Here is a 26949-nt window from a genome sequence, read left to right as displayed (position 1 = left end):
CGGCCGCGTCACCAGGTGGGCCGGGCCGACATCCCGCCGTCCACCACCAGGTCGTGGCCCGTGATCCAGGACGCGAGCGGCGAGGCCAGGAACACACAGGCGTCGCCGACGTCCTCCGGGCGCCCCAGCCGGCCGGTGGGCACCGCCTCCCTCCACCGCCGCACCCCCTCCGGCCAGTCCTCCGCCAGGCCCTCCCGATCGACGAGGCCGGGCGAGACGGTGTTGACGCGGATGCCGAGGGGGCCGTACTCGAGCGCCGCCGACCGCGCGTGCATGACGACGGCCGCCTTCGACGCGCAGTAGTGCGCGTGCAGCGGGGCGGGGTGCGTGGCCTCGACGGAGGCGATGTGGGTGACGGTGCCGCCACCCGTCTCCCGCATGACCTCCACCGCCGCCTGCGTGCACGCGAACACGCTCGACAGGTTGGCGTCCACCACGGCCCGCCAGTCGGCGACCGTCATGCCGGCCAGCTCCTGCACCGGCTGCACCCCCGCGTTGTTGACGAGGGCCGTCAGCCGGCCGCCACCCCACTCGGTGGCGTCCCCCACCAGGCGCCGGCACGCGTCCTCGACGGTCAGGTCGGCCCGGAGCACGACCGCCCGGCCGCCCGCCCCACCGATGCGCGCGGCCAGGTCGCGCGCCGCCCCCACCGCCGTGCGGCAGTGGACCGCGACGGCGGCCCCCTCCTCGGCGAACCGCAGTGCGACACCGCGGCCGATGCCGCCGCCCGCCCCGGTCACCAGGGCCACCTGCCCCTCCAGCAGGCCGCTCACGGCCGGCACAGCCCGGCGATCCGGGCCGCCTCCGCCGGGTAGCGCGCGGTCAGTTCGGCCGCCTCGCCGTGCTCGTACCCTTCGGAGGAGAAGCCCGGGGCCATCGTGCACCCGAAGAGCACCCAGGACCCGCCCGCGGCGACCCGCCCGCCCATCCACGTCCCGGCCGGCACGGTCAGCTGGACCTGCTGGCCGCCGAGGACGTCCGGTCCCAGGACGGCCGTACGGGCGCCGCCGTCCGGGGCCAGGAACAGCAGCTCCAGGGGGTCGCCCAGGTAGAAGTGCCAGATCTCGTCCGCCGGGAGGCGGTGCAGTGCCGAGTAGTCGTCCGGTGCGGCCGTCAGCAGGGCGACGATCGCGGTGCCTTCCGGCCGCCCGTCGGCCCGCACCGGCCCGGCCCAGGTCCGCCGGAACCGCCCGCCCTCGCGGGGAATGGGCTCCAGGCTGTAGTGGGCGATCAGCTCGTCAGGGGTCACGGCACGCAGGCTAGTGCCCCGACAGGCAACGTCCGCCGGGGCACTGGTGCCGTGACCGGAAGGTTCCCCGGCTCGCGACGCCCGACACGGCGTGTGCCGGGGCGTGTGCCGGGCACGACCCGTCAGCCGGCCGGACCCGCCCGGCTGGCGGCCCGTTCGTCGCCGGCCTCAGCATGGATCATGACCGAGTCATCGAGCGGTGCTTCCTGGAACCCGGAGTACGACGACCGGCGGGTCCACGCCCAGCGGAGTCAGCACCGGACCGCGCCACCGGAACCCGAAGGCCCCTTCCACCTCCTGAGCCGTGCCGCCTGGCAGGCCGTCCTGATGACCGGTGTCGCGTCCCTGGTCCTGGGGGTCCTGGTCCTGGTCTGGCCGGGCCCGTCCCTGCTCGTGGCCGGGGTCCTGTTCGGGCTCTACCTGCTCATCAGCGGCATCCTCCAACTGGTCGCCGCGTTCGGCACGCACAGGGCGACCTCGCTGCGCGTCCTCGCGTTCATCAGCGGCTCGCTGGCGATCCTGCTGGGCCTGTTCTGCTTCCGGGGCCCCATGGAGTCGATCCTCCTGCTCGCCCTGTGGATCGGCATCGGCTGGCTGATCCGCGGGATCACCCAGACCGTGGCCGCCGCCCACGACCCGACGGTGCCCGCGCGCGGCTGGCAGATCTTCCTCGGCCTCGTCACCTTCCTCGCCGGGGTCGTGCTGATCATCTCTCCCTTCGCGTCGCTCGCCGTGCTCACCCTGGTCGCCGGCTGGTGGCTGGTGGTGGTCGGCGTCGTCGAGATCGTCACGGGGATCCGGATCCGCGGCCACGCCGAGGAGATCCCGCACACCGTGTGACCCCGCCGGCCCCGCACCCCGTACGACCAGCGTCAACATCACACCTCGCCGATCCCTCGTGCGAGCGAACCTCGCCGCCGACACGGTGAACGAGGCGTGCCGGGCGGGGAGATGACACTCATGAGCCCCACCCCGCACGGCCCTCGCACCGTTCGTCGGTATGCCTGGCTGCGGGTGTTCGTGGTGCTCGTCGCGCTGCTCGCACTGGGCGCGCACACCGAGGCGGTGGCGGACCCGGCCCTCTCCGCGTCCGCGTCGGCGTCGACGGGGACGGGGACGTGCGACACCGAGCACGACGTGCTCGACGGGGCACTGCGGCCCACGGCTCCCCAGGGGCAGGGCGGTGTGACACCGCAGCGCCCCGGGCCGCGGACCGGCGACGTGCCGTCGGCGCCGGCCCCGCCGTCCCGCACCCTCGTGCGGCCGCCGTACTCCCCCGCCCTGCGGGCCCTGCACACCGTGGTCCTCCTCTGCTGACAGGTCCGGCTCCCGGAACCATCACCCCCCATCAGCAAGGCGAGGACACACTCATGCCCAGTGACCCCTACGCGGCTCTGCACGCCCTGGTGCTCGCGGAGGCCGTGCGCACCACGAAGCCCAACCCGGAGCGGGACCCGGAGCCCGGGGAGGAGCCCCTGCCCCCGGCCGCCCACGAGCAGGAGCACGAGTAGCACCGACAGCGGCCGCCCGACCGATCGGGCGGCCGCCCTCGCCCACCAACTTCGAGCACCTGTTCCCCTTTTGCGCCCGTTTACCGCGTCTTTTCCGGCGTCGTACTCGGTCGCCATGGCTGCGCCCGGAAGGTCTTGACCGGTAGGCTTTCCGTGTGATCTTCAAGCGCATCGGAAACGGCCGGCCGTACCCCGACCACGGCCGGGAAAGCACCCGGCAGTGGGCGGATGTCGCGCCGCGCCCGGTCCGCCTCGATCAGCTCGTGACGACCAAGCAGCAGCTCGACCTCGAAACCCTCCTCGCCGAGGACTCGACGTTCTACGGCGACCTCTTCGCGCACGTCGTGAAGTGGCAGGGCGACCTGTACCTGGAGGACGGTCTCCACCGCGCGGTGCGCGCGGCGCTGCAGCAGCGCCAGGTCCTGCACGCGAGGGTCCTCGAGCTCGACTGAGCGCCGCGGACGCGTCCGCGTGGCCCGCTCGTTGATCCTTTCGGTTGGACTGTGCGGCATCCAATGATCATCTAGTAGGCATTGCCGCTCCGGCCCACTACGCTGCGCTCATGAGCATGCTGACTCCCCCCGGCATGGGCGGCCAGTACCGGATCACGGGGGACAAGTACCCGCGGATGCGTCGACCGCGGCGCCGCGGCAGGCTCGTGTTCGCCGTCGTCGCGTCCGTCGCCGCCATCGGGGTGATCGGATGGGGAATCCTGCAGCTCATCGACGTCTTCACGGGCGGCGGCGGCACGTCGTCGGCGTCCGGTGGGAGAGCGGGCTGCGCGGCCAGGGCGAAGACGGCACCGACGGCCGCCGCACGGGCGCTGCCCCGGCCCGGCCAGATCACGGTCAACGTCTTCAACGCCACGACCCGCGCCGGCCTCGCCAAGGAGACGGCGGACGAGCTGAAGAAGCGCGGCTTCCGCATCGGCGACGTGGGCAATGCGGCGAAGGAGTACGACAAGAAGGTCAAGGGCGCCGGGGTGCTGATCGGCCCCAAGGCGTCCCTCGACACCTCGCTGCCCGTCCTCGGCACGCAGCTGGCGGGCGCCGAGCACCGCGCGGACGCCCGCACGAACACCACGGTCGATCTGGTCCTGGGCGACGGCTTCAAGTCGCTGGCGGACAAGGCGGCCGCGAACAAGGCCCTGACCGTGCTGACCACGTCGGCGAAGGCGTCACCGGCGGGCGGCGGCGGCAAGAAGGACTGCTGAGCCCGGGGCGGGCGCCCGAGCCGCGAACGGGGCGGCGACGGACGACCGCGTGTCGTCCGGCCGCGCCTCGACCGGCCTCACCCCGTCTCGTGCGGCCGCCGCCCGTCCTGGAAGTCCGCCGCTCCTACTCCTACTCCGCCGCGCCGTAGAGCCGGTCCCCGGCGTCGCCCAGCCCCGGCACGATGTAGCCGCTCTCGTTGAGGCGCTCGTCGACCGCGGCCGTCACCACCGTGACCGGCCGCCCGGCCAGTTCGCGCTCCAAGACCTCGACACCCTCCGGGGCGGCGAGCAGCACCACGGCCGTCACGTCGTCGGCGCCGCGCCTGATCAGCTCCTCGATGGCCGCGACGAGCGTGCCGCCGGTCGCGAGCATCGGGTCCAGGACGTACACCTGACGCCCCGAGAGGTCCTCCGGCATGCGTGTCGCGTAGGTGGACGCCTTGAGCGTCTCCTCGTTGCGGATCATGCCCAGGAAGCCCACCTCGGCGGTCGGCAACAACCGGACCATGCCGTCGAGCATGCCGAGGCCGGCCCGCAGGATCGGCACGACCAGCGGGCGGGGATGGGAGAGCTTGACGCCGGTGGTGGGGGCGACCGGCGTCTCGATGTCGACCTGCTCGGTGCGCACGTCCCGCGTGGCCTCGTAGGCGAGCAGGGTGACCAGCTCGTCGGCGAGCCGACGGAAGGTCGCGGAGTCGGTGCGCCGGTCGCGCAGCGTGGTGAGCTTGTGGGCGACCAACGGGTGGTCGACGACGTGGAGACGCATGGCCCCCACAGTAACGGGGCCCTCCGCGCCCGCCCGCGCCGCCGTCCGGCAGCGCATCCCGCTCCGCCGGCGGGCGTCCCGCCCCCGTCGCGCGCTCTGGACGGGACCTGGGGGCGCCGGTCGCGCCCCTTCCGTCCGGGCCTGCATCAATCCCCCCATCAGAGGGAAAGTGAAGGGGACGCGACTGGGGTGGTGTGCCTATGCCCGACCGGGAGTCCCACGAGCAAGCCGAAGCGCAGGAGACCGACGCCGAACGCAGGCGGCGCCGCGCCCTGTTCCTGCGCGAACTCACGGAGGCGCGGGAACTGCGCGACCGCGTCCAGCCCCGGCGCGCCAAGGCCGCGCGACTGCGTCACGCCCTGCGCATGCGCACATTCCGCTGGTAGTGGCGCGCCACGTGGGGGGTGGCCGTGCGACCACACCGCCCCGGGCCGCGTACGATCCGCAGGTGGCGGCAATGAGCGCACTGGTGAGCCGACCGCTTTGATCGGAGCATCCGCGATCGAAACGGCCAGACACAGGGAGCCGAAGACGTCCCCTGAACGCCTTGTTTCTGCCACGATTCCGAGTGGGTGGGGCTCGGAGAAGCACTCCCCGCCCGCAACCTCCGCCGGGGGGACCCCCAACCGGCACGCCTATGACCAGTGGGAGAGTCACGGTGTACTTCGCCGCACTGCTCGCGCGCACCGAAGACGGGTGGGAAGCGAGCGACACAGAGCTCGACGATGTGGAAACCCTGTCGGATCTGACCGACCTGGCCCGTGACGCCTCCGTCGACGAGGACACGGTGCTCGTCCTCATCGAGCAGGAGGACGCCTGGTTCGGGGTCGTCCGCGTGGACGGCGAGGACGACCCTCGCATCTACGTCTCCGACGCCGCGGCCGCGGCCCGCAGCTCGTACGGCGAGATCCTGCTCACGGACGAACTGCTCGGGAGGGAGCCCGGCGACGACGGCGCCGATCTCGACTCCCTCGACCTCGACGGCACGGAGGACGGTGAGCCCGAGGCCGACGACGAGGACGGAGCCGGCGCGGACAGTTCCGTGCCGCACGGCCCCGTCGGGGACAGCGAGATCCTCGACGACCTCGGCGTCGGCGAGAAGGAACTGCGCGCCCTGGACGCCGAGGACGCGCTCAACACGATCGCCGAGGCCCTCGGCGCCTCGGAGGTCCTGGAGACCGTCCGCTAGGCACGCGAGATGACGGACGACAGGACGCCGGCCCCCGATCCGGTGCGCGACCGGTGGCGGGCCGCGATGCGGCTCGCTCTGGACGAGGCCGGGCGGGCCGTCGAGGGCGGTGACGTCCCGGTGGGCGCCGTCGTGCTGTCGGGAGACGGCTCGGTGCTCGCCACCGGGCACAACGAGCGCGAGGCCACGGGCGATCCGACGGCCCACGCGGAGATCCTCGCGCTGCGCCGGGCCGCGAGCGCGCTCGGCGCATGGCGGCTGGCCGGCTGCACGCTCGTCGTCACCCTGGAACCGTGCACGATGTGCGCGGGCGCGCTGCAGCAGTCCCGGGTGGACCGGGTGGTCTACGGCGCGCGCGACGAGAAGGCCGGAGCGGTCGGTTCGTTGTGGGACCTGGTGCGCGACCGGCGCCTCAACCACCGGCCCGAGGTGATCGAGGGCGTGCTCGCCGACACGTGCGCACGGCTGCTCACGGACTTCTTCCGGACCCGCTGAGGCCCCTCCCGGACGAACCGGGAAACGGATTTCAACGCACGGCCCCCGGTGGGGTAGGGTCTCCCTCGGTAGCGTGTCCGAGCGGCCGAAGGAGCTCGCCTCGAAAGCGAGTGTGGCGCAAGTCACCGAGGGTTCAAATCCCTCCGCTACCGCCGAAGAAGGGCCCCGTCGAAGGACGGGGCCCTTCGCGCGTCCGGAGCGGAGGGCTCACCCGTACGGGCAGCGCCCGCGTCCCCGGGCCGATGGCGGAGCCGGGCCGCGCGCGGGGCGTGGACGCGGCACGGCGGGTTGCGCGTCGGGTTGCGCGGCGGGGCCGGCGTCCGGGGCCCGAGGCCGGCCCGGAAAGGTCGTGTGCCGAGTCGGGGCCACAGCAGGGCGCGGACTCTCGGTGTCCGGGCCCGGGGCTACGCGTCAGCGGCGTTCAGCCAGGCGCCGACGCCCGCCAGGGTCCCGTCCCCCGAGTCGGATTCGACGTCGGCGGCCAGGTCCGCGATGGTGACGGCCCGCAGGGCCTCCCTCCGCGCCGTCTCCGCCGCGGCCATCGCGCGGGCGATGGCGCAGGGCTCGGTGCACTCCTCGGGCCTCGCCGCCAGCGGGCCGCGCTGCCGAACCTCCGTGCACACGAAGGCCGCGCCGGGCCCTTCCACCGCGTCGACGACGTCGAGCACCGTGATCTGCGCCGGGGACCGGGTCAGGACGTAGCCGCCCGACTTTCCCTGAAGCGATCGCACCAGTCCGGCCCGCGAGAGGGCCTGGAGCTGCTTGGCGAGGTAGGTGGGCGAGACGTCGTGCAGCTGCGCCAGCCGCGCGGCGGGGACGGGCTCACGCACGGACGTCAGCACGACACAGCAGTGCAGGGCCCACTCCACACCACCGGACATCTTCACGTCGGCATCGTAACAACGCCCACCTTGACTCGGATACACGTTGTCCGAGTATTGTTCTCGGACAAAGAATGTCCGAGTTCAAGTCCGGGGCGCCACCCGGCCCCCCATGAGGTACATATCGGACAACCAGTCTCGAGAGCAGGGACAGCCATGAAGATCGCAGTAGTCGGGGGAACCGGACTGATCGGGTCACAGGTCGTGGAGGACCTGAAGGCGGCCGGACACCGGGCCGTACCGCACTCCCTGTCCACAGGCGTCGACATCATCACAGGCCAGGGCCTGGACGAAGCCGTGACAGGCGCCGACGTCGTCGTCAACCTGACCAACTCCCCGACGTTCGACGACGCCTCGCCCGAGTTCTTCCGCACCTCGATGGCCAACCTGCTGGCCGCGAGCGAGAAAGGCGGCGTCGGCCACTTCGTCGTGCTCTCCATCGTCGGCGTGGACCAGGTGCCCCAGCTGGCCTACTACCAGGCCAAGGCGCTCCAGGAGAACCTCCTCGCCGACGGCCCGATCCCGTACTCCATCGTCCGGGCCACGCAGTTCATGGAGTTCATGGACGCGGTCCTGTCATGGACGGCGGACGCCGAGACGGTCCGTCTGCCGCGCACGCCGATCCAGCCGATCGCCGCCGCCGACGTCGCCGCCACCGTCGCCGAAGTCGCCGCGAACACCCCCCTGAACGGCATCCTCAACGTCGCGGGTCCCGACGTCTACACCCTCGACGAACTGGGCCGGATCACCCTCACCGCCAAGGGCGACGGACGTTCGGTCGTCGTCGACGACACCGCCGGCATGTTCGCGGCCGTGGAGGGAGACGTCCTGATCACCCACGGCGACGCCCGCATCGCCCCGACCCGCTACACCGACTGGCTCGCCTGAGCACGGTGGACTCCGGCCGGCGCCGGGGGTCGACGCCCTGGCACCCGGGCCGAGTAGTGCCCGAGCGGGGAGAGCCCCGGCCGGGGGACGCGTCAGGTGTCCCCCGGCCGGGGAGCGCATCGGCCCACCACAGGGACCGCCACAGGGGCCCCGGCCCCTTGCCGGGACCGGTCGCAAGGACCGCTTGCGGACACCGCCCGCAAGGACCGCCCGCAGGGACCGCTTACCGGAATCACCCGCAATCGCCGGGAACGTCCGCGGGGGCCGTCCCTCAGGGACTCCCGCCGGCCACGACCGCCCGGCCCGAGCCGCTCGGCGGAACCGCCCGCGGCGCTCTTGTGGGCGCGGTGCTCGGCGGCACGACGAAGCCCCGGCGCCGCTCGTTCGCCGGGGCCTCTTCCGGTGACGGGGAAGGCGGCTACGGGGGTCGAACCGCCTTCCCCGGTGAGGAATCGGGCCCCAAGCCCACGCCACGTCTCGGGGAAGCCCGCGGCGCGAACCCCGCAGTCGGGTCCGGTCCCGGCCCTCGGGACTCCTGCCAGATCCGTCGGGTCCACACCATCCTGCGACCGCGGACCACCCGCGTGGGCGGGACAAAGGGCCCAGGCCCCCGGGCCGTTGGTCCCTAAAGACCACATAAAGAAGATCGACGCGAGGGCATGGTGCATACGTGATCTTTTGCGGACCCGAACACCCGGTCGGGTTACACTCGGCCGCGGCAAGCCGGGCCCCGCGGGGCGGAGGATACGGGGGAGGCCGCGGTGGCGGTGCAGGGAAAGAAGATCGCACTGTACGCGCTCGTGGTCTTCGCGCTCTACGTGATCATCACCGACCCGGCCAAGGCCGCCGGCTACGTGCAGATAGGGTTCGAGGGCATTTCGAGTGCCGCCAAGGCCATCGGCCACTTCATGACGTGGCTCGCCGACGGCGCCAAGTGAGGCGTCCCGCCGCACCCACGGCCGGGCGGCCGCCGTCGTACCCCTGGGAGCACCCGTGATCCGCCATCTGGTCCTCTTCAAGCTCAACGAGGGCGTCCAGCGCGACGACCCGCGCGTCGTCGAGGGCGTGCGCGCCTTCGAGTCCCTCGACGGCCTGGTCGACGACCTGCGCTTCTGGGAGTGCGCCTGGAACATCAGCGACCGGCCCATCGCCTACGACTTCGCGATCAACTCGGCGGTCGACGACCTGGACGCGCTGCGGCGCTACCTCGAGCACCCGGCGCACCAGGCGGGTGTCGCGCTGTGGCGCGAGTTCGCCACTTGGGTGATCGCCGACTACGAAATCTGAGCGACACCGCCCCCGGATTCCGGGGGCGCACCCACGCACGGAGCCCCTCACCGCAACGATGGGGACCACCCACGTCCTCCGCATCAACTCCCCCTCAACACGGAGTTATGCGGTGCTTGCACACAGTGTCCATTTCTTGTGATGCTATGACCGCTTTTGACGTGAATTGATGGATGCGTGGACGGATGAAGAGGTGGCGTTGACCGTGTCGGCCAGTACTGCGCCACCCCAGGACGAGGCTCCGGCCCCGGCTCCCGACCGGGCACAGACACCCGCCACCGCTCCCGCCCACCCCCGGGGACCGTCTCCGGCCGCCACCCCCCAGAAACGCCGGGGTGCCGACACCCGGGCGCTCACCCAGGTGCTCTTCGCCCAGCTCAAGGAGCTGGAGCCGGGCACGCCGGAGCACCACCGCGTGCGCGGGGCGCTGATCGAGGCGAACCTCCCGCTCGTGCGCTACGCGGCCGCCCGCTTCCGCTCCCGCAACGAGCCCATGGAGGACGTCGTCCAGGTCGGCACCATCGGCCTGATCAACGCCATCGACCGCTTCGACCCCGACCGCGGCGTGCAGTTCCCGACCTTCGCGATGCCCACCGTCGTGGGGGAGATCAAGCGGTACTTCCGCGACAACGTCCGCACCGTCCACGTCCCGCGCCGGCTGCACGAGCTGTGGGTGCAGGTCAACAGCGCGACCGAGGACCTGACGACCGCGTACGGGCGCTCTCCGACGACCTCCGAGATCGCCGAGCGACTGCGCATCACCGAGGAGGAGGTGCTCTCCTGCATCGAGGCCGGCCGCTCCTACCACGCGACCTCTCTGGAGGCCGCCCAGGAGGGCGACGGCCTGCCCGGCCTGCTCGACCGGCTCGGCTACGAGGATCCCGCGCTCGACGGGGTGGAGCACCGTGACCTCGTACGGCACCTGCTCGTCCAGTTGCCCGAGCGCGAGCAGCGGATCCTGCTGCTGCGCTACTACAGCAACCTCACCCAGTCACAGATCAGCGCCGAACTGGGCGTCTCCCAGATGCATGTGTCAAGGCTCCTCGCCAGGAGCTTCGCGCGGCTACGATCCGCAAACAGGATCGATGCGTAGCTCACAAGAGCGAATCACCTGAACCTTCCCTTGCCGGGGGTTCTCCGCTGAATAACCCTCAGAACCCTTCCAACCAGGGCGCATTCGACTTTCACATGTCGACATGTCACTACAGCGTGTTGCCGACATGTGACATTCTTCCGGAAGCGCGTTTGCCGCAGCCTCGCGGCCGGTATTCAGGTGGAGGCTGCGTTCCTCCGACGGGAGCGTCCGCCGCGACCGTCCCGCGACCCAAAGGGGGTGGCATGTCCGCAGATCAGGGCAGCTCGAAGGTGCTCACGCTCGCGCAGAGCGACTCCGCGCCCGACGCGCTTCAGGACCTTCAGGCCCCTCAGGACCTCCCGGCTGCCGAGACCGTCCCGGCTCCCGAGGCCCAGGACCTGCCGTCATCGGAAGCCATCGACACCCGCACCCTGTCCCGCTCCCTCTTCCTGCGGCTCGCCGCACTCGACGAGCACAGCCCGGAGCGCGCCTACGTCCGGGACACGCTCATCGAGCTGAACCTCCCGCTGGTCCGCTACGCGGCCGCCCGCTTCCGCAGCCGCAACGAGCCCATGGAGGACATCGTCCAGGTCGGAACCATCGGGCTGATCAAGGCGATCGACCGCTTCGACTGCGAACGGGGCGTGGAGTTCCCGACGTTCGCGATGCCGACGGTCGTCGGTGAGATCAAGCGGTTCTTCCGGGACACGTCGTGGTCGGTGCGGGTGCCGCGCCGCCTCCAGGAGCTGCGCCTGGCCCTCACCAAGGCCAGCGACGAACTGTCGCAGAAGCTGGACCGCTCCCCGACGGTCGGCGAACTCGCCTCCGTGCTGGGGGTCTCGGAGGAGGACGTGGTCGACGGCCTCGCCGTCGGCAACGCGTACACGGCGTCCTCGCTGGACTCCCCGGCCCCCGAGGACGACGGCGGCGAGGGATCGCTCGCGGACCGGCTGGGCTACGAGGATTCGGCCCTGGAGGGCGTGGAGTACCGCGAGTCCCTCAAGCCGCTGCTGGCCAAACTCCCGCCCCGGGAGCGGCGGATCATCATGCTGCGGTTCTTCGCGAACATGACCCAGTCGCAGATCGGCGAGGAGGTCGGCATCTCGCAGATGCACGTCTCCCGGCTGCTGACCCGCACGCTGGCGCAGCTGCGGGACGGACTCATCTCCGACTGACGCACGGGGCCCGCCGGGGTGTTCGGGCATCGGCCCGTGCCCGCCGGGCTTCCCGTGACTTCCGGGGGCTTCGCGGGGCTTCCGGGGGCTTCGCGGGGCTTCCGGGGGCTTCTCGGGTTTCCCGGGATTTCTCGGGGTTCCCGCGACTTCCGGGGCTTCCCGTGGTTTCCGAAGCCTTCCGAATTGACGGTCCGTCAGCGACACTGGCGCGATGCTGCGAGCGACATGGTTGCGGGGCCGCCGACGGGCCGTGGTCGGCGCCTCCGCGGTTCTCGCGTGCCTGGCCGGACTGCCGGCCGCGTGCGCGGGCGGCGCGGGCAGGGACGGATACGTCGCGGTCGGGCCGGCGGGCGGCGCCCCCGCCGCCTCCGGTACGGCGGTGGCGCCCACGGGAGACGTCACGCTGGTGCCGCTCCAGGGGCAGGACCGGCCCGGTGGCGCCGGCGGCCACGGCAGCCGCACGGCCGAGTCCGCGGGGTCGTCGACGGCTTCGGGGGATGCGCCGAGCGGTGGTTCGTCCGCGGGTGCGCCGGGCGGCGGCCCGGGCGGTACCCCCGGCACGGGTGGCGCACCGGGCGGCACGAGCGCCTCGCCTCCCGCCACCGCGCCCGCAGGCGCGGACCCGGGACCGTCCTCCCCGACGCCGACGCCCTCTCGTACGACACCCGCCGGACCCGCCGTGCTGAGCGTGGGCGAGCCCGTACGGGAGGCCACGGACCAGCGGTGGTGCGAGAACGTCACCGTCTCCTTCGGCAACGCCGGCGGCAGCGCGGTGGGTTCGGGCACGGTGACTTTCGGGACGCACATCATCGGGGCGCTCGGGATCGACTGGGCGACGATCGAGTCGACTTGGACGCTGCCCGCGCCGATCGCCGCCGGAGCGACCGTGAAGAAGACCTGGACGGTGTGCGTCGACGCCTGGCGGGTGCCGCTGGGCATGCACATCGAGACGCGCGACGTGTCCGTCCGGTGGGCGTAGGGCCTGGGCCAGGCCCAGGCCTGTCGGCTTACTTCAGCGCGAGCCAGGCGACCGCGGCGACGATCGCCACGGCGACGACGACGCCGAGGATCAGACCGACGCGGGGCCCCGACGAGGCCGCCTCCTGCCGACCGCCCTGCGGAGACTCGTCGACGAAGGCACGGAACATCTGGGTGCTGCCCGCGGGGTCGTAGTTGCCCTGGGGGCCCTGGGTGTTAGCCATGGCCGGACACTAGCGAATACGTGCGGCGGTGCCCAAGTGGGGGCCGCGCCGCCGTGCCCCGCTTCGTCCCGGAAGGGCACCCCCTCGAACACCGGATCCCCCGCGCTTCCCCCGGCCCACCTGCTGATGTGCGCCCGCCCACATGTGCCTTTGCCAATTTTTTAGCCCGTACCGCACGCTTTCATTTGCCTGCAGCAACCAATTTTCCTTATGGTTGCCCAAAGCAACGAAGCTGGGAGGGGACATGGCCGAGCGGGCGCAGTACGAGGAGCTGGCGCGTCAGCTCAGCGGGGCCGGTGCCGTGAAGAGGGACCTCGGCCGCATCCTGCCGCCCGACTGCCCGGGCGGCTCCGCCGCCGTGCTCACCCTGCTCGGCCGCCACGGCGACATGCGCATCAGCAAGCTCGCGGAGCTGCTCGCCGTCGACATGTCGGTGACCAGCCGCCATGTCGCGCACGTCGCGGACCGCGGCTGGATCGAACGCTCCCCCGACCCCGCGGACAAACGCTCACGCATCCTGCGCCTGACACCGCCCGGCCGCGCCCAGCTCGACGAGCTGTCCCGGCGCACCACCGAACTGCTGGCCGAGCGGCTGAGCGACTGGTCCGACGACGACATCGGCCGGCTCACCCGGCTGCTGGCGCGGCTGCGCCAGAGCTTCGGCGACTGCCGCTCCGCACCTCGCCCGGCGCAGGCCGCGCTCGCCGCGGAACCCGTTGCCGAACGGACCCCCCGTACACCCACAGACAGAACATAGGAAAAGGAAGCCCATGGCAACGACCACACCGGCCGGTGTGCGGGCCCACGCCGAACCCGGGGGAGGCTCCCCCGACGGCGCTCCGATGACGCATCGGCAGATCATGGAGGCCCTCTCCGGGCTGCTGCTCGGCATGTTCGTGGCGATCCTGTCGTCCACGATCGTCTCCAACGCGCTGCCGCAGATCATCGGCGACCTCGGCGGCGGTCAGTCGGCCTACACCTGGGTCGTCACCGCCTCGCTGCTGGCCATGACCGCGACCACCCCGCTGTGGGGCAAGCTCGCGGACCTGTACAGCAAGAAGGCGCTCGTCCAGACAGCCCTGGTCGTCTACGTCCTGGGCTCGATGGCGGCGGGCCTGTCGCAGAACCCCGGCACGCTGATCGCCTGCCGGGTGGTCCAGGGCATCGGCGTCGGCGGCCTGTCCGCACTGGCGCAGATCGTCATGGCCGCGATGATCTCCCCGCGCGAGCGCGGCCGGTACTCCGGCTACCTCGGCGCCACCTTCGCCGTCGCGACCGTCGGCGGCCCGCTGCTCGGCGGCGTCATCACCGACACCTCCTGGCTCGGCTGGCGCTGGTGCTTCTACGTGGGCGTGCCCTTCGCGGTGATCGCCCTGATCGTGCTGCAGAAGACCCTGCACCTGCCCGTGGTGAAGCGGGACGTGAAGGTCGACTGGGCCGGCGCGTTCTTCGTCTCCGCCGCGGTCTGCCTGCTGCTGCTCTGGGTCACCTTCGCCGGTGACAAGTACGCGTGGCTGTCGTGGCAGACGTACACGATGGTGGGCGGCGCGATCGTCCTCGGACTGGCGTTCGTCCTCGTCGAGTCCAGGGCCGCGGAGCCGATCATCCCGCTGCGGCTGTTCCGCAACCGCACCATCACGCTGTCGTCGCTCGCCTCGCTCTTCGTGGGCGTCGCGATGTTCACCGGCTCGATCTTCTTCGCGCAGTACTTCCAGCTGGCCCGGGACAAGTCGCCGACGATGTCCGGGGTGCTGACGATCCCGATGATCGGCGGCCTGTTCGTCTCCTCCACCATCTCCGGCCAGGTCATCACCAAGACCGGCAGGTGGAAGGCATGGCTGGTCGGCGGCGGCGTGCTGGTGACGGCGGGTCTGGGGCTGCTGGGCACGATCCGCTACGACACGGCCTACTGGAAGATGGCGGCCTTCATGGCGCTGCTGGGGCTCGGCATCGGCATGATGATGCAGAACCTGGTGCTGTCCACGCAGAACCAGGTGTCCCCGACGGACCTCGGCGCGGCCAGCTCGACGGTCACCTTCTTCCGGTCCCTCGGCGGTGCCGTGGGTGTCTCCGCGCTCGGCGCGGTCATGGCCCACCGGATCACCGACTACGTCAAGGACGGCCTCGCGGCCCTCGGCCCCAAGTACGCGGCTCTCGCCGCCGGTTCGAGCTCCAACAGCTCCATCCCGGACATGGACAGCCTGCCCGCGCCGCTGCGCACGGTCATGGAGAGCGCGTACGGCCACGGCATCGCCGACGTCTTCCTGATCGCCGCCCCCCTTGCGTTCGTGGCCTTCCTGATCACGCTGTTCATCAAGGAGGTTCCGCTGCGGACCAGGGGCGCCCTCGCGCAGGCCGCGTCCGAGTCCGCCGAGCCGCCCGCCGCCGCGGAGCCACCCGCCCCGGCCGCGGAGCAGGCGCCCGTCGCGGAGAAGGCGCCGAGCCGGGCGGTGGCGGGCCCGGAGCCGGGCGCCGAGGCAGCGGGTCCGGACACGGACGCGGGCCGGAGCGACCCGCACACCGGCCCGTAGTGGGTCCGCACCCGGCCCGTAGTGGTCCGCACACCGGCCCGTAGTGGTGGCCGCACACCGGCCCGTGGCGGCGGCGCTCCGAGCGGCGGGCGCGACCCCACGGGCCGGTTTCTCCGCCCTGCGGACGCGCCCGCCGCCGGCCCACCGGCTCGGGCGCGAACCGTGCCGCGAAGAGAATCCCCGACCCAGACGTAGGCACCGCAGGGTCACGCTCCGCGGTGGTCCCAGCGCCTAGGCTGCGTCCCATGGCACCGAACATCGCGACCAACACCGCCGTGACGCTGGACGAACTGCTGGACTTCGTACGACCCCGTCATCGCGCGATCCTGCTGACGCGGCGCACCGACGGGAGCCCCCAGGGGTCGCCCCTGACCTGCGGGGTCGACGACTCGGGGCGGATCGTGGTCTCCACGTACCCGGAGCGCGCCAAGACGCGCAACGCCAAGCGGGATCCGCAGGTCAGCCTGATCGTGCTGAGCGACGACTGGAACGGGCCGTGGGTCCAGGTCGACGGCACCGCCGAGGTCATCGACGCGCCGGACTCCGTCGAGCCCCTGGTCGAGTACTACCGCACCATCGCGGGCGAGCACCCGGACTGGGACGAGTACCGTCAGGCCATGGTCAGGCAGGGCAAGTCGATCATCCGGGTCACCCCGCGGCGATGGGGCCCGGTGGCGACGGGCGGCTTCCCGGCCCGCCTCACATCCTCGGACGACCAGGCCCTGTCCTGACAGGCCCTAGGAACGCGGCTGGTCGCTAGGAACGCGGCTGGTCGCGGCCGACCATCGCCTCGATGCCCGCGATCAGCATCTCCAGCGCGAACGCGAAGTCGCGTTCGCGCATCTCCTCCACCGTGTCGCCGCCGCGGGCCTCCATGAGGTCCGCGGACCGGTGCACGACCTCGCTCAGCTCGGGGCTCCGGGTCACCGCGCTCATGGCATGGCGGAAATACTCGTCCTGGCTCATCCCGGCCGCGGCGCAGCGCTCGATGAAGTGGCCCTCGATCGTGCCGAAGCCGTACACGAACTGGAAGACCGCCGAGATCGCGCCCATCTGGCCGTGCGCGGGCAGCCCGGTCAGCCGGATCACCCGCTGCACGGCGAGCGAGAAGTCGATGGAGTGCGGGCCGATGTTGAGGAAGGTCCCGGCGAGCGGCGACAGCCAGGGGTGGCGCACCAGCAGCGCCCGGTACTCCGTGGCGAGCGCCCGCAGTTGGTCGCGCCAGTCGTCGTCCGAGTCCGAGTCCGAGTCCGCGACCGGCAGCCGCATCTCGCCGAAGACCGCGTCCAGCGCCAGCTCCAGCAGGTCGTCCTTGGTGTCCACGTACCAGTAGACCGACATCGCCGTGACGTTCAGCTCCGCGGCCAGGCGGCGCATGGAGAACCTGGCGAGGCCCTCCGCGTCCAGCAGCCGTACGGTCGCCTCGGTGATCCGACCGCGGTCCAGGCCGGACGGCTGACCGCCGCCACCGCGCGATCCCCCGCCCCGGGACGCCTTGCCCTCCAGCCAGACGCTGGTCCGTGCCGGGCGCCCCGCCCGCTGGGCTGCCTTCACCATGGCGCACCTTCCTCGACACTCCGACCGCTGGTCACGATGCTAGGCCCTGCCGGAACGCGCGGATCCGCACCTCGGTCGGAGCGTCCCACGCTCGTCCGGCCACGTTGCGGACCGGGCTCCCCGGCGACCGTTCCTTGCGAGTCTGCCCGCTGCGCTCCGTGCGCCAACGCCGCCGGAGAAGCCCGTGGGCGGGGCACCGGAGTGCCCCGCCCACGGCCTTCACGGCGAACCGTCAACTCCCGCCCGTCTTGCGGGTCAGGTCGTAGAAGGTGGACGAACCGGCCGTCACCTTGGTGAAGTTCTTCTCGACCCAGGTGGTGATCTGCGAGGACACCGAGGTCCCGCCGTTGCCGTTGCCCCCGCCGCCGAGGCCACCACCGGCGATGAAGTAGTGGATCCGGCCCTGCGCCACGTACTTCTGGAACTGGGCGAGTGTGGGGGACGGGTCGCTGCCGTTGAACCCGCCGATCGCCATCACCGGATCGCCCGTGGCGAGCTGGTAGCTGGCGGCGTTCTGGGACCCGATGGACGCGGCCACCCAGGTGTAGTCCCCGGCGTCCTTCTCCAGCAGCTTCCGGGCCGCGGAGCCGACGTTCGCGCCGTTGAGCAGACCGCCGATGCCGCCGGCGCCGCCCATGCCGCCCTCGCCCGTCCGGCCACCACCGGGGAAGCCGCCCTGCTGGTTCGGGCCGGTGCTGTTGCCCTGCCCGTTCTGGCCGTTCTGGCCGTTCTGGCCGTTCTGGCCGTTCTGGCCGTTCTGGCCGGGCGCGCCGCCGGGGAAGCCTCCGGTGCCGCCGCCCGGGAGGCCGCCGCCCTGCCGGCCGTTGGGGAGTTGCGCGGTGCCGTTCGGCTGGTTCCGGCCGGGCATGCCGCCCCCGAAGCCACCGGGCATGCCGCCGCCCGGACCGCCGCGGCCGCCCATCATGCCGGCGCCCGCCGGACCGGCCGTGACGATCGAGCCGGTGTGGCCCTGGTTCACCGTGGTGAGGGTGTACGCCGTCGGGCCCGCGAGGCAGGCCACGAGGCTCACGCCCACCGCCGCGAGGGCGAGCCGCCGCCCGATCCTGCCTGCGAAGACCAGACCGAGGGCACCGGCCAGACCGCCCACCAGGACCAGCCACCTCAGCCAGGGCAGATAGTCGGGCGTGCGGTTGAGGAGGACGTACCCCCACGCCGCCGTGGCCGTGACGGCGGCCGCGAGCGTGAGCGACACCCACGTCCTCGACCGCTCCTCCCACAGGACCGTGACGCCCATGCCGACCAGGGCGGCGATGTACGGGGCCAGCGCCACCGTGTAGTACTGGTGGAAGATGCCGGCCATGTAGCTGAAGACGGCCAGGGTGATCACCAGCGAGCCGCCCCAGGCGAGGAACGCGCTGCGGACGGTGTCCGTGCGGGTGGCCGTGCGGGTGTCCGTGCGGGTGGCCATGGGGGTGGCCATGGGGGTGCCCCCGCTCGAGCGAAGTCGAGAGTGGGGAAGGGTGAGCACCAGGCCCGCGGCGAGCAGGATCAGCGCGGCCGGGAGCAGCCAGGAGATCTGGCCGCCGATCTCCGCGTTGAACATCCGGTCCCAGCCGGTCTCGCCCCACTGGCCGCCGTTGCCGCCGCCGCCGCCACCGCCACCGCCACCGCCACCGACGCTGCCGGTCTCGTCGCCGTTGATGCGGCCGAGGCCGTTGTAGCCGAACGTGAGCTCCAGGAAGGAGTTGTTCTGCGAGCCGCCGATGTACGGGCGGGACGACGCCGGCCACAGCTCGACGATCGCGACCCACCAGCCGCCCGCCACCACCAGCGCGACGGTGGCGAGGGCCAGCTGCGCGAGCCGCTTCATCGGCTTCACGGGTGCGCAGACGCCGTACACGGCCGCCAGCGCCGGCAGGATCAGGAACGCCTGGAGGGTCTTGGTCAGGAAGGCGAAGCCGACCGCGACGCCCGCCCACACCAGCCACTTGGTGCGGCCGTCCTCCAGGCCCCGGAGCACGAAGTAGACCGCGAGCGACATCAGCAGCGCGAGCAGCGCGTCCGGGTTGTTGAACCGGAACATCAGGGCCGCGACCGGTGTGAGCGCCAGTACCGCGCCCGCGATCAGCCCGGCGGCGGGGCTGAAGCGGCGCCGGACCGCCGCGTACACGACGGCGACCGTGAGGACGCCCATGACGGCCTCGGGGACGAGGATCGCCCATGAGGTGAGGCCGAAGATCCGCACCGACAGCGCCATCGGCCACAGCGCGGCCGGGGGTTTGTCGACGGTGATCGCGTTGCCCGCGTCCAGCGAGCCGAAGAAGAACGCCTTCCAGGACGTGCTGCCAGCCTGGACCGCGGCCGAGTAGAAGGAGTTGGCGTACCCGGACGCGCTCAGGCCGTACACGTACAGCACCGTGGTGGCGAGCAGCAGGCCCACGAAGGCGGGGCGCACCCAGCGCGGGTCCTCGGGCCGGCCGCGCCGGAGTCTGTGCGCCGGCGGCGGCTGCTGCGGCTCGCCCGCCGGGTGGGGCGGCGGCCCCCATGAGGAGGGCGCCGTGTCTCCCGGAAGGGTGGTGCGGGGGTGGTCAGTGGTCATCGTGGTTCCTCGCATCGGTGGTCTGCGGGCGCACCGGCTGCAGTGGCATGGTCGCGTCCCTCCAGGTGGTGCCGTCCGCGTCGGCACCGGCACCGGCACCGGCACGGAACCCGGTCGTGCCGTACGTGTCCGGGGTGGCGTACGGGTGCTGCCGGCACTGTGGGTGCTGCGGGTGCAGGTCGTGGCGCAGGCGGGTGGCGGCGGGCGGCGCGGAGTCCTGGGAGCCCTCGTGCCGGTCCGGGAACACCCACGCCCTGAAGAGCAGGAACCTGAGGACCGTCGCGGCGAGGTTGGCGGCGATCAGCACCGCCAGTTCCGTGGCGTGCGAGGGGTCGCTCGTCGCCTCGTTCAGGGCGGCGAGGGAGCCGCTGGTGAGGGCGAGGCCGATGCCGAAGACGACCAGGCCCTGCGCCTGGTGGCGGACGACACCGCCGCGGCCCCGCACACCGAAGGTGAGCCGGCGGTTGGCCGCCGTGTTGGCGACCGCGGAGACCAGCAGGGCGAGCGCGTTGGCGAACTGAGCGCCCGAGACCTGGCGGAAGAGGCTGTAGAGCGCCAGGTAGAAGACGGTGGACAGACCGCCGACCACACAGAAGCCGACGAGCTGGCGGGCCAGGCCCCGCGGCACGTCCTTGATCTCCCGGTCGCGCGGATCGTCGCCGAAGGGCCGGGCGAGCCGGTCCAGCGGCAGCGAACCGGTGGCCAGGGCCCTGCCGATGCGCCACACGCCCTTGAGGTCCTCGGTCGCCGTCCGCGCGATGTGCACCGTGGAGTCCGGGTCGTCGACCCAGTCGACCGGCACCTCGTGGATGCGCAGGCCCGCGCGCTCGGCCAGGACCAGCATCTCGGTGTCGAAGAACCAGCCGGTGTCCTCGACCAGCGGCAGCAGCACCTGGGCCACGTCACGGCGGATCGCTTTGAAGCCGCACTGCGCGTCCGAGAAGCGGGCCTGCAGCGAGCCCCGCAGGATCAGGTTGTAGGCGCGGCTGATGAACTCTCGCTTGGGTCCCCGCACCACGCGGGAGGCGCGGGCGAGCCGGGAGCCGATCGCCAGGTCGGAGTGGCCGGAGATGAGCGGCGCCACCAGGGGCAGCAGCGCGTTGAGATCCGTCGACAGGTCGACGTCCATGTAGGCGAGGACCGGGGCGTCGGAGGCGGACCAGACGGTCCGCAGCGCCCGGCCCCGGCCCTTCTGCTCCAGCCGGAAGGACGTCACCTCGGGAATCCGCGCCTCCAGCCGCGCGGCCACCTGCGGGGTGGCGTCGGTGGACGCGTTGTCCGCGACCGTGATCCGGAACGCGTACGGGAACGTGCGCTTGAGGTGCTCGTGCAGTCGGAGCACGCATGGCTGGAGGTCCTTCTCCTCGTTGTAGACGGGGATCACTACGTCCAGGACAGGCGTACCGGCTCCGGCGGCCGGGAGGTGCTCCCGCGCCGGCAGCGTGCCGGGAGAGGAATCGGTTCGCATGGCACCGACTCTTCTCAAGCGCCCTGTCGCACCCGTGTGGTGGCGCTGTGGTGCGGCTGTGAGTGGCGTTGCGGTTCCGTTTCCGGGCTGTGCGGCGGCACATCGGCGGTGAGCGCCGGTACGTGCACGGTGAACACGGTGCGGCCGGGCACGCTGTCCACGGTCACGGCACCGCCGTGCGCGGCCGCGACGGCCTGCACGATGGCGAGCCCGAGTCCGGTCGAGCCGGTGGCCCGGGACCGTGCCGAGTCGCCGCGTGCGAACCGCTCGAAGACGTGCGGGAGCAGACCGCGCGGAATGCCCTGGCCGTCGTCCTGGACGTCCACGCACAGCCAGGGCCCGCTCCGCCGCACCCGTGCGGTGACGGTCGTGCCCGCAGGGGTGTGGTTGCGCGCGTTGGCGAGCAGGTTGACGAGGACCTGTTGGAGCCGGGCGGCGTCGGCCGACACGAGCGCGGGCTCGTCGGGCAGGTCGAGCCGCCAGTTGTGGTCCCGCCCGGCGGCGCGCGCGTCGCTGACGGTGTCCACGACGAGCGGGACGAGGTCGGTTCGCTCGAACTGGAGCGGTCGCCCGGCGTCCAGCCGCGCGAGCAGCAGCAGGTCCTCGACGAGCAGGGTCATGCGCCCCGCCTCGGACTCGATCCGTCCCAGGGCGTGCCGCGTGTCGGGGCCGGTCTCCTCCCGCCCCCGCCGGGTCAGCTCGGCGTATCCGCGGATGGAGGCGAGCGGGGTGCGCAGTTCATGACTGGCGTCCGCGACGAACTGCCGTACGCGCATCTCGCTCTGCTGCCGTGCGTGCAGCGCGCCGTGGATGTGGTCGAGCATGCGGTTGAGTGCGGCCCCGACCTGGCCGACCTCGGTGTGCGGATCGGTCTCGGACTCCGGTACACGCTCGTTGAGGGTCACCTCGCCGGCGTGCAGCGGCAGTTCGGAGACGCGGGTGGCGGTCGCGGCGACCTTGCGCAGGGGGCGCAGGGCGAGACCGACGAGCACGGAGCCGGCGATGCCGGCCGCCACCAGACCTGCGGCCGTGACGCTGACCTCGACGATGACGAGGGTGTCGATGGTGTTGGTGACGTCCGCGGTCGGCACGGCCGCGTAGAAGCTTCCGTTGGCGCCGGCCCGGTATTCGACGCGGTACTCGCCCAGACCGGGGATGTCCGCGGTGTGCGGCCGGCCGTCCCTGGGGACGGAACCGAGCGCGGCGACCTGGGCCGCGCTCAGGGTGCGCGCGCTCGACTGGGGGACGCCGTTGGCGTCCTTGTACCGCTTGCCGATCCTGGCCTCGGTGATGCCGCCGTTCTCGACCTTCGCGGCGATGGTGTTCATCGGCTGCGGGCCACGGGCGACGAAGTCCTCCAGCGTGAACGTCTCGTTCAGGTGCTCGGGCACCCCTTCCTCGGGCCTGTCCGGGCCCACCATGGGCCCGCCCGTCGCCCGCGCCGCCACCTCGCCCAGCCGGCTGTCCAGTTGCTGGTACAGGTGCTGGCCGAGCGCGATCGTCGTCACCGTGCCGATCACGACGCACACCACGGCGATCAACGCCACCGCCGAGAAGACGAGCCGCGTCCGCAGCGTGCGCGGCTGTCGTCCTGCCCTTCGGGCACGCGACCGCCGTCGTCCGCTCATGACACTGCGGGCTTGATCAGATAACCGGCGCCGCGCCGGGTGTGGATCATCGGCTCGCGCCCGGCGTCGATCTTCCGCCGCAGGTAGGAGATGTACAGCTCGACGACGTTGGCCTGCCCGCCGAAGTCGTAGGACCACACGCGGTCCAGGATCTGCGCCTTGCTGAGCACGCGCCGCGGGTTGCGCATCAGGAACCGGAGCAGTTCGAACTCGGTGGCGGTGAGGTGGATGTTCTCACCGGCCCGCGACACCTCGTGGCTGTCCTCGTCGAGGGTGAGGTCGCCGACGACGAGCACGGAGTCGGAGCGGCGGTCGGCGGCACCGGACCGCCGGATCAGTCCGCGCAGCCGCGCCACGACCTCCTCCAGGCTGAACGGCTTGGTGACGTAGTCGTCGCCGCCCGCGGTCAGACCCGCGATGCGGTCCTCGACGGCGTCCTTCGCGGTGAGGAAGAGGACCGGCACGTCGGGCAGTTCGCGCCGCAGCCGTCCCAGCACGGCCAGGCCGTCCATGTCCGGGAGCATCATGTCGAGGACGACGGCGTCGGGCCGGAACTCTCGCGCGGTCTGGACGGCGCCATGTCCGTCACCCGCGCTGCGGATCTGCCAGCCCTCGTAGCGCAGGGCCATGGACAGCAGTTCGGTGATCGACAGCTCGTCGTCCACCACCAGCACTCGGACGGGGCTCCCGTCCGGCCTCAGCAGTTCGGTGCGCCCCTGGGGCGAGGTCATGGTCATGCTGGACACCTTGTCGGGGCCCGCTGAGAGCGCCCTTTCACCCGTCTGTGATTTCTCTGAGAAACGCACAGGCACCTCTCAGGAAACTCCTGGGATCCACGGAACCGCACCTGGGGCGCACCCGCCTGACGGCACGTCACCATGGGCCGCGCTTCGATTGCCGCCTCCCCACCGCCTGCGGCACCGCCCGCGCGCACCGAAACGTGTGGCTGCCCTCGGCCCCGGCGACGCGCACCGCGTACGCCTCGGAGGAGTCCCCGGGAAGCCGCGGTGACAAGTCAGAACAGCCCTTCCTGCGCCGCCGCGTCCCCCACCTCGCGCACCGGCACGGTCAAGGCGTCCCGGTCGGCAGCCGTCAGGTCCCATCCCGTCATCAGGCGCGTGTCCAGGACGACGGCCCCGCGCCCGGTGGCCAGATGGAGGTCGGGCCCGGCGGCGGCCAGCACATCCCCACTCACCACTCCGCCCGCGACCAACTCGCTCACCACGCCGTCCGTGCGCGGCAGCCCCTCGAACCCGAACACCGCGCCGTGGTCGACGGCCCGGAACGGCGCCCGCTCCAGCGTCTCCGGCCAGCCGTCGAGCGCCAGCGCCCGCGCATGCAGCTCCGCCAACTCGGCCACCCGCTCCCCGGCCGGCGGCAACGCGGCCCGCACCGCCCGCTTGTCGGCGTACGGAATCCGGTCCGGCACCCGGAGCGCGGCCCGCAGCACTTCCTCCGTGCGCCGGGCCGCCATCAGCGGCCCACACCCCAGCCAGCTGAAGGTGACGGCGCCCTGCTCCAGCAGCCGCGCCGGTCCGCGCCCGACCGCGGTGATCCCGACCTTGACCATGCCGGGACCGAACCACGCGAGGTAGACCCGGTACGGCCGCGGATCGTCGGCCAGCGTGTCGGCGGCGACCGAGTGGGCCCGGTCGAGGCGCGCGCACTCCTCGCACCGCGCACCGGTGCTCCGTCCCGGCACCCCGGCCCGCGCCGGACACCCGTGCCCCCGCGCGCCCACGCAGGTCCGCACGCCGCCCGCCACGACCGCGAAGGCCACCCGCTTGCCCCGCCCCAGACCACTGGACCGCCCGCCTTCCCACGCCAGCACGGGCACGCCGTCACCCCACCGCAGCCCCGCGCATCGCCACACCTGTGCCATCACCACCGAGCGTAGGGGCCACCACTGACAACGCCGGTGCCGGACGCCTTTCCCGGCCGGGGCGTGGGCGCCCCCGTCCTCAAACACACGCCCTGCGGCCATACCGCCGACCGACGGGCCAGACAGCCGGGCAGCCCGGCCCGTCGAACGCGCCCGTGGCGAACTACGCTGACAACCACAGCCGAAGGGGGCACATCATGACCGCTCCGCTTGGGCGTCCCGTCCCGACGCCACGGCAGTCCGACGCCGGCCACCGGGACGTACGCCGTGCCTGGCTCTCGCTGGTCCTGCTGCCCGTCTCCTTCGTGGCCGCCGCGTTTCTCGGCGACTGGCTGCTGTCGCTGCAGGGCTATCACGGCGGTGACGACTCGATTCCGGTGTCCGCGTCGCTGTGGGCCGGTGGCCCCTCCCTCCTCGTGCTGGTCATCCCCCCGGTCGCCACCCTGTTCTTCGGCCTCCGGGCCCGGAGGAAGGGCGCCGCCCGATCCGGCACCGGAGCCGTTGTCGTCGGGGGTGCCGCCGCGACCGGCCTGGTCGTCCTGAACCTGCTCGCACTGTTCACCGGACGCTGAGCTTCGACACCCGGGCCGACGGAGCAGTCCCGCCCGACAGCTGACGCAGACGATGACGCTGGACACGTACGCGCACGGGATGGGGACGACGCTGCGGGCCGCCGCCGGGTCGGCTGGACGACGCGTCGGGGCTCGACGACGGGGACGAGACGGAAGACGACAGCGCGGCCTGAACGGCACTGCGCGGGGGCGTTGATGCCACCCGCTGATGTCAGAAGCCCCGCCGGAAGAACCGGCGGGGCTTCTGACCTGTGCGCACTCGGCAGAATTGAACCTGCAACCTTCTGATCCGTAGCTCTGGAGAGATCGGTCATTGGTGGTCATACAGGCTACTGCTTCATTGATCTGCTCCTGAAAGCCCTCGCACACCTTGCCAAGATCTGTGCGGCCTGGCGCCACCATCCTGCGCGCTGGAGCACCGACCGAGCGCTGGTCACAGAATGGCCACCCCTCCTACACACTCTGCACACACGACCCTGCCGAGCACTACGGTCGCTCCACCCGAAACATCCTGGGGGACGAGATGACCAACCCGTACACCACACCCATACCGCCGACACCACGCCCACCAGACACCCGTCCGCTCCACAAGCGCGTACTCGTGTGGGTCGGCGGCACGGCCCTGCTCATCACGGGCGCGCTCATCGGCTCCGCCGGGGGCGACGGGCAACAGCCCGTCGAGACCAAGGTCAAACCCGCGACGACCATCACCGCGACCGTCACGGCCAGGCCCGAGCCCGGCCCGACCGTCACTGAGACCGTCAAGGCCAAGGCGAAGCCCGGCCCCACGGTCACTGTCACCAAGACCACCACCGCCAAGGCCGCCAGTAGCGGCAGCGGGAGTAGCGGCGGCCAGGACAGCACCGGCACGTGCTCGATCGTCTCCAACGCGGGAAACTGCTACTCGGCGGGACAGTTCTGCCGGAACAGCGACCACGGCGCCATTACCACCACCGCGGGCGGCACGAAGATCAAGTGCACTTACAGATCAAACGCATGGCGCTGGACCTACATCTAACCTCGATCTTGCATGACGGTCCGCCGACGGAGTCGGTGGGCCGTCATGTAGGGTCGGGGGCTGGCGCGGTGGCGTAGTACGTACGCTCCGTTTCCAGCCCCCGCCTCATCGAACCGTGCGTGCGGTTCTCCCGCACACGGCTCACCGACGCCGTTCACCACCGGCATTCGGCCTGCCCCGCCAGTCCCGGAAGGGTCTGGGTGCAACGACGGTCCCGTGCAGGGCGACCAGCCCCAACGAGTCGGAGGCCGCGTGGGCGACCACCGACCAGCCGAACTTCCGGCTGCGCCGGTGCTTCTTGGCGATGAACCCGCCGATCCGCATCCGTGCGTACGAGCTGATCTGGTCAAAGCGATGGGCCGAGTTCCCGAACCGGAAATACGCGCCCCATCCACGCAGGAACGCGTTCACATCCTCCACGATCACTTTGACCGGCCGCAGCATCCTGCGCCGTTCCGTGAGTTCACGGATCCGGTCACGGGCGTGCTGCACTGCCCTGTCCGAGGGCCAGCGAGCGAGGAAGGCGATCGGATGCCGCCCGCCGCGAGGCCGGGACGTGACCCACCGGTGATGGAAGCCGAGGAAGTCCACTCCCCCACCTCCGACCTCCAGGTGCACGATCCTGGTCTTGGCCGCCTTCGGCTCCAGGCCGAGTTCGGCCAGCAGGACCTTCAGCTGCCCAAGGGCAGCCTCGGCCTGCTCGCGGGTACTCAGGTTGAATCCGCGATGTCCGGCTGGTTGATCAGGCCCTTGAGGTCCAGGCCGGTGGTCGGCAGGCAGCCCTCGATCAGGTGCGGGCGGT

31 protein-coding genes and 1 tRNA gene are annotated in these 26949 nt (G+C 72.0%); 20 read left to right on the top strand and 12 right to left on the bottom strand.

What is annotated here, in order from left to right; all coding sequences use genetic code 11:
- Window positions 1-8 precede the first annotated feature (8 nt).
- Together ACFYMU_RS27500 and ACFYMU_RS27495 are read right to left on the bottom strand one after the other, a co-directional pair.
- A complete protein-coding gene (locus ACFYMU_RS27500; RefSeq protein WP_388378501.1) occupies window positions 9-782 on the bottom strand; it encodes an SDR family NAD(P)-dependent oxidoreductase in 774 nt (257 codons plus the stop codon).
- The gene (locus tag ACFYMU_RS27495; RefSeq protein ID WP_388378498.1) at window positions 770-1249 is read right to left on the bottom strand and encodes a cupin domain-containing protein; all 480 of its coding nucleotides are present in this window, start codon (window positions 1247-1249) and stop codon (window positions 770-772) included. The genes ACFYMU_RS27500 and ACFYMU_RS27495 overlap by 13 nt, the downstream gene beginning before the upstream one ends.
- Before the next feature lie 180 nt (window positions 1250-1429).
- On the opposite strand from ACFYMU_RS27495, the gene ACFYMU_RS27490 reads away from it, so the two are divergent.
- The 5 genes from ACFYMU_RS27490 to ACFYMU_RS27470 all read left to right on the top strand — a co-directional run bounded on the left by ACFYMU_RS27490 (window position 1430) and on the right by ACFYMU_RS27470 (window position 3973).
- Window positions 1430-2089, top strand: coding sequence for an HdeD family acid-resistance protein (locus ACFYMU_RS27490; RefSeq protein ID WP_388378495.1), 660 nt, complete (start codon window positions 1430-1432; stop codon window positions 2087-2089).
- Between the two features lie 120 nt (window positions 2090-2209).
- Window positions 2210-2566 (top strand): hypothetical protein, encoded by a 357-nt coding sequence (locus ACFYMU_RS27485; protein ID WP_388378493.1) that lies wholly within the window; start codon window positions 2210-2212, stop codon window positions 2564-2566.
- A gap of 53 nt (window positions 2567-2619) precedes the next feature.
- Window positions 2620-2760 (top strand): hypothetical protein, encoded by a 141-nt coding sequence (locus ACFYMU_RS27480; protein WP_388378491.1) that lies wholly within the window; start codon window positions 2620-2622, stop codon window positions 2758-2760.
- 155 nt (window positions 2761-2915) lie between these two features.
- On the top strand, window positions 2916-3212 hold the full coding sequence (locus ACFYMU_RS27475) for a type II toxin-antitoxin system VapB family antitoxin (protein ID WP_004943146.1): 297 nt from the start codon (window positions 2916-2918) through the stop codon (window positions 3210-3212).
- Between the two features lie 110 nt (window positions 3213-3322).
- A complete protein-coding gene (locus ACFYMU_RS27470) occupies window positions 3323-3973 on the top strand; it encodes a LytR C-terminal domain-containing protein (RefSeq protein WP_388378487.1) in 651 nt (216 codons plus the stop codon).
- A gap of 130 nt (window positions 3974-4103) precedes the next feature.
- On the opposite strand, the gene upp is transcribed toward ACFYMU_RS27470, so the two are convergent.
- On the bottom strand, window positions 4104-4739 hold the full coding sequence (gene upp, locus ACFYMU_RS27465; protein ID WP_388378484.1) for a uracil phosphoribosyltransferase: 636 nt from the start codon (window positions 4737-4739) through the stop codon (window positions 4104-4106).
- A 200-nt stretch (window positions 4740-4939) separates the two neighbouring features.
- Between upp and ACFYMU_RS27460 the strand changes: the two genes are divergently transcribed.
- The 4 genes from ACFYMU_RS27460 to ACFYMU_RS27445 all read left to right on the top strand — a co-directional run bounded on the left by ACFYMU_RS27460 (window position 4940) and on the right by ACFYMU_RS27445 (window position 6575).
- Entirely contained in the window at window positions 4940-5125 is a 186-nt protein-coding gene (locus tag ACFYMU_RS27460; protein ID WP_388378481.1) for a hypothetical protein, read from the top strand.
- A gap of 272 nt (window positions 5126-5397) precedes the next feature.
- Complete coding sequence (locus tag ACFYMU_RS27455) at window positions 5398-5928, top strand: hypothetical protein (protein WP_388378746.1); 531 nt, start codon at window positions 5398-5400, stop codon at window positions 5926-5928.
- A 9-nt stretch (window positions 5929-5937) separates the two neighbouring features.
- Window positions 5938-6423: a tRNA adenosine(34) deaminase TadA gene (gene tadA / locus ACFYMU_RS27450; RefSeq protein WP_388378479.1), complete on the top strand. Its 486-nt coding sequence runs from the start codon at window positions 5938-5940 to the stop codon at window positions 6421-6423.
- A 67-nt stretch (window positions 6424-6490) separates the two neighbouring features.
- Window positions 6491-6575: transfer RNA gene (locus ACFYMU_RS27445), tRNA-Ser, on the top strand.
- Window positions 6576-6827: 252 nt separating this feature from the next.
- On the opposite strand, the gene ACFYMU_RS27440 is transcribed toward ACFYMU_RS27445, so the two are convergent.
- Window positions 6828-7304 (bottom strand): RrF2 family transcriptional regulator, encoded by a 477-nt coding sequence (locus ACFYMU_RS27440; protein ID WP_388378743.1) that lies wholly within the window; start codon window positions 7302-7304, stop codon window positions 6828-6830.
- A 156-nt stretch (window positions 7305-7460) separates the two neighbouring features.
- Here ACFYMU_RS27440 and ACFYMU_RS27435 point away from each other — a divergent pair, with 156 nt between their 5' ends.
- The 6 genes from ACFYMU_RS27435 (at window position 7461) to ACFYMU_RS27410 (ending at window position 12708) form a co-directional block, all read left to right on the top strand.
- Window positions 7461-8192 (top strand): SDR family oxidoreductase, encoded by a 732-nt coding sequence (locus ACFYMU_RS27435; protein WP_388378476.1) that lies wholly within the window; start codon window positions 7461-7463, stop codon window positions 8190-8192.
- A 761-nt stretch (window positions 8193-8953) separates the two neighbouring features.
- Window positions 8954-9130: a hypothetical protein gene (locus ACFYMU_RS27430; RefSeq protein ID WP_388378473.1), complete on the top strand. Its 177-nt coding sequence runs from the start codon at window positions 8954-8956 to the stop codon at window positions 9128-9130.
- 55 nt (window positions 9131-9185) lie between these two features.
- Window positions 9186-9479 (top strand): Dabb family protein, encoded by a 294-nt coding sequence (locus ACFYMU_RS27425; protein ID WP_388378470.1) that lies wholly within the window; start codon window positions 9186-9188, stop codon window positions 9477-9479.
- 169 nt (window positions 9480-9648) lie between these two features.
- The gene (locus tag ACFYMU_RS27420; RefSeq protein ID WP_388378467.1) at window positions 9649-10572 is read left to right on the top strand and encodes a SigB/SigF/SigG family RNA polymerase sigma factor; all 924 of its coding nucleotides are present in this window, start codon (window positions 9649-9651) and stop codon (window positions 10570-10572) included.
- A gap of 245 nt (window positions 10573-10817) precedes the next feature.
- Window positions 10818-11729 carry an RNA polymerase sigma factor SigF gene (locus tag ACFYMU_RS27415; protein WP_388378464.1) on the top strand — a complete coding sequence of 304 codons (912 nt, stop codon included), beginning with the start codon at window positions 10818-10820 and terminating at the stop codon, window positions 11727-11729.
- A 211-nt stretch (window positions 11730-11940) separates the two neighbouring features.
- Window positions 11941-12708, top strand: coding sequence for a hypothetical protein (locus ACFYMU_RS27410; RefSeq protein ID WP_388378461.1), 768 nt, complete (start codon window positions 11941-11943; stop codon window positions 12706-12708).
- Between the two features lie 28 nt (window positions 12709-12736).
- On the opposite strand, the gene ACFYMU_RS27405 is transcribed toward ACFYMU_RS27410, so the two are convergent.
- Window positions 12737-12931: a hypothetical protein gene (locus ACFYMU_RS27405; RefSeq protein WP_388378458.1), complete on the bottom strand. Its 195-nt coding sequence runs from the start codon at window positions 12929-12931 to the stop codon at window positions 12737-12739.
- 244 nt (window positions 12932-13175) lie between these two features.
- Between ACFYMU_RS27405 and ACFYMU_RS27400 the strand changes: the two genes are divergently transcribed.
- The 3 genes from ACFYMU_RS27400 to ACFYMU_RS27390 all read left to right on the top strand — a co-directional run bounded on the left by ACFYMU_RS27400 (window position 13176) and on the right by ACFYMU_RS27390 (window position 16193).
- Window positions 13176-13688 (top strand): MarR family transcriptional regulator, encoded by a 513-nt coding sequence (locus tag ACFYMU_RS27400; protein ID WP_388378455.1) that lies wholly within the window; start codon window positions 13176-13178, stop codon window positions 13686-13688.
- A gap of 13 nt (window positions 13689-13701) precedes the next feature.
- Window positions 13702-15462: an MDR family MFS transporter gene (locus ACFYMU_RS27395; protein ID WP_388378452.1), complete on the top strand. Its 1761-nt coding sequence runs from the start codon at window positions 13702-13704 to the stop codon at window positions 15460-15462.
- A gap of 245 nt (window positions 15463-15707) precedes the next feature.
- Window positions 15708-16193, top strand: a complete 486-nt coding sequence (locus tag ACFYMU_RS27390; RefSeq protein ID WP_388378450.1) for a PPOX class F420-dependent oxidoreductase — start codon at window positions 15708-15710, stop codon at window positions 16191-16193.
- A 25-nt stretch (window positions 16194-16218) separates the two neighbouring features.
- On the opposite strand, the gene ACFYMU_RS27385 is transcribed toward ACFYMU_RS27390, so the two are convergent.
- From ACFYMU_RS27385 to ACFYMU_RS27360, 6 genes are all read right to left on the bottom strand, one after another.
- Window positions 16219-17019, bottom strand: coding sequence for a TetR/AcrR family transcriptional regulator (locus ACFYMU_RS27385; protein WP_388378447.1), 801 nt, complete (start codon window positions 17017-17019; stop codon window positions 16219-16221).
- A 232-nt stretch (window positions 17020-17251) separates the two neighbouring features.
- On the bottom strand, window positions 17252-19579 hold the full coding sequence (locus ACFYMU_RS27380) for an ArnT family glycosyltransferase (RefSeq protein ID WP_388378444.1): 2328 nt from the start codon (window positions 19577-19579) through the stop codon (window positions 17252-17254).
- The gene (locus tag ACFYMU_RS27375) at window positions 19569-21047 is read right to left on the bottom strand and encodes a glycosyltransferase (RefSeq protein ID WP_388378441.1); all 1479 of its coding nucleotides are present in this window, start codon (window positions 21045-21047) and stop codon (window positions 19569-19571) included. The genes ACFYMU_RS27380 and ACFYMU_RS27375 overlap by 11 nt, the downstream gene beginning before the upstream one ends.
- 14 nt (window positions 21048-21061) lie before the next feature.
- Window positions 21062-22675, bottom strand: coding sequence for an ATP-binding protein (locus ACFYMU_RS27370; RefSeq protein ID WP_388378439.1), 1614 nt, complete (start codon window positions 22673-22675; stop codon window positions 21062-21064).
- A complete protein-coding gene (locus ACFYMU_RS27365) occupies window positions 22672-23412 on the bottom strand; it encodes a response regulator transcription factor (protein WP_388378437.1) in 741 nt (246 codons plus the stop codon). Before ACFYMU_RS27365 ends, ACFYMU_RS27370 begins: the two co-directional genes overlap by 4 nt.
- A 278-nt stretch (window positions 23413-23690) precedes the next feature.
- Window positions 23691-24557 (bottom strand): DUF2797 domain-containing protein, encoded by an 867-nt coding sequence (locus ACFYMU_RS27360; protein WP_388378434.1) that lies wholly within the window; start codon window positions 24555-24557, stop codon window positions 23691-23693.
- Window positions 24558-24754: 197 nt separating this feature from the next.
- Between ACFYMU_RS27360 and ACFYMU_RS27355 the strand changes: the two genes are divergently transcribed.
- On the top strand, window positions 24755-25129 hold the full coding sequence (locus ACFYMU_RS27355) for a hypothetical protein (protein ID WP_388378431.1): 375 nt from the start codon (window positions 24755-24757) through the stop codon (window positions 25127-25129).
- Window positions 25130-25652: 523 nt separating this feature from the next.
- Window positions 25653-26147, top strand: a complete 495-nt coding sequence (locus tag ACFYMU_RS27350; RefSeq protein WP_388378428.1) for a hypothetical protein — start codon at window positions 25653-25655, stop codon at window positions 26145-26147.
- 141 nt (window positions 26148-26288) lie between these two features.
- Here ACFYMU_RS27350 and ACFYMU_RS27345 read toward each other — a convergent pair whose 3' ends face one another.
- On the bottom strand, window positions 26289-26639 hold the full coding sequence (locus ACFYMU_RS27345; RefSeq protein ID WP_388378425.1) for a group II intron maturase-specific domain-containing protein: 351 nt from the start codon (window positions 26637-26639) through the stop codon (window positions 26289-26291).
- Window positions 26640-26949 lie beyond the last annotated feature (310 nt).

Origin of the sequence: Streptomyces sp. NPDC007264 (genome assembly GCF_042869095.1) — a bacterium.
In the GTDB taxonomy this organism is placed as follows: Bacteria; Actinomycetota; Actinomycetes; order Streptomycetales; family Streptomycetaceae; genus Streptomyces.
Note: the sequence above shows the minus strand (reverse complement) of the source record. Positions and strands in the feature narration are given on the sequence as shown.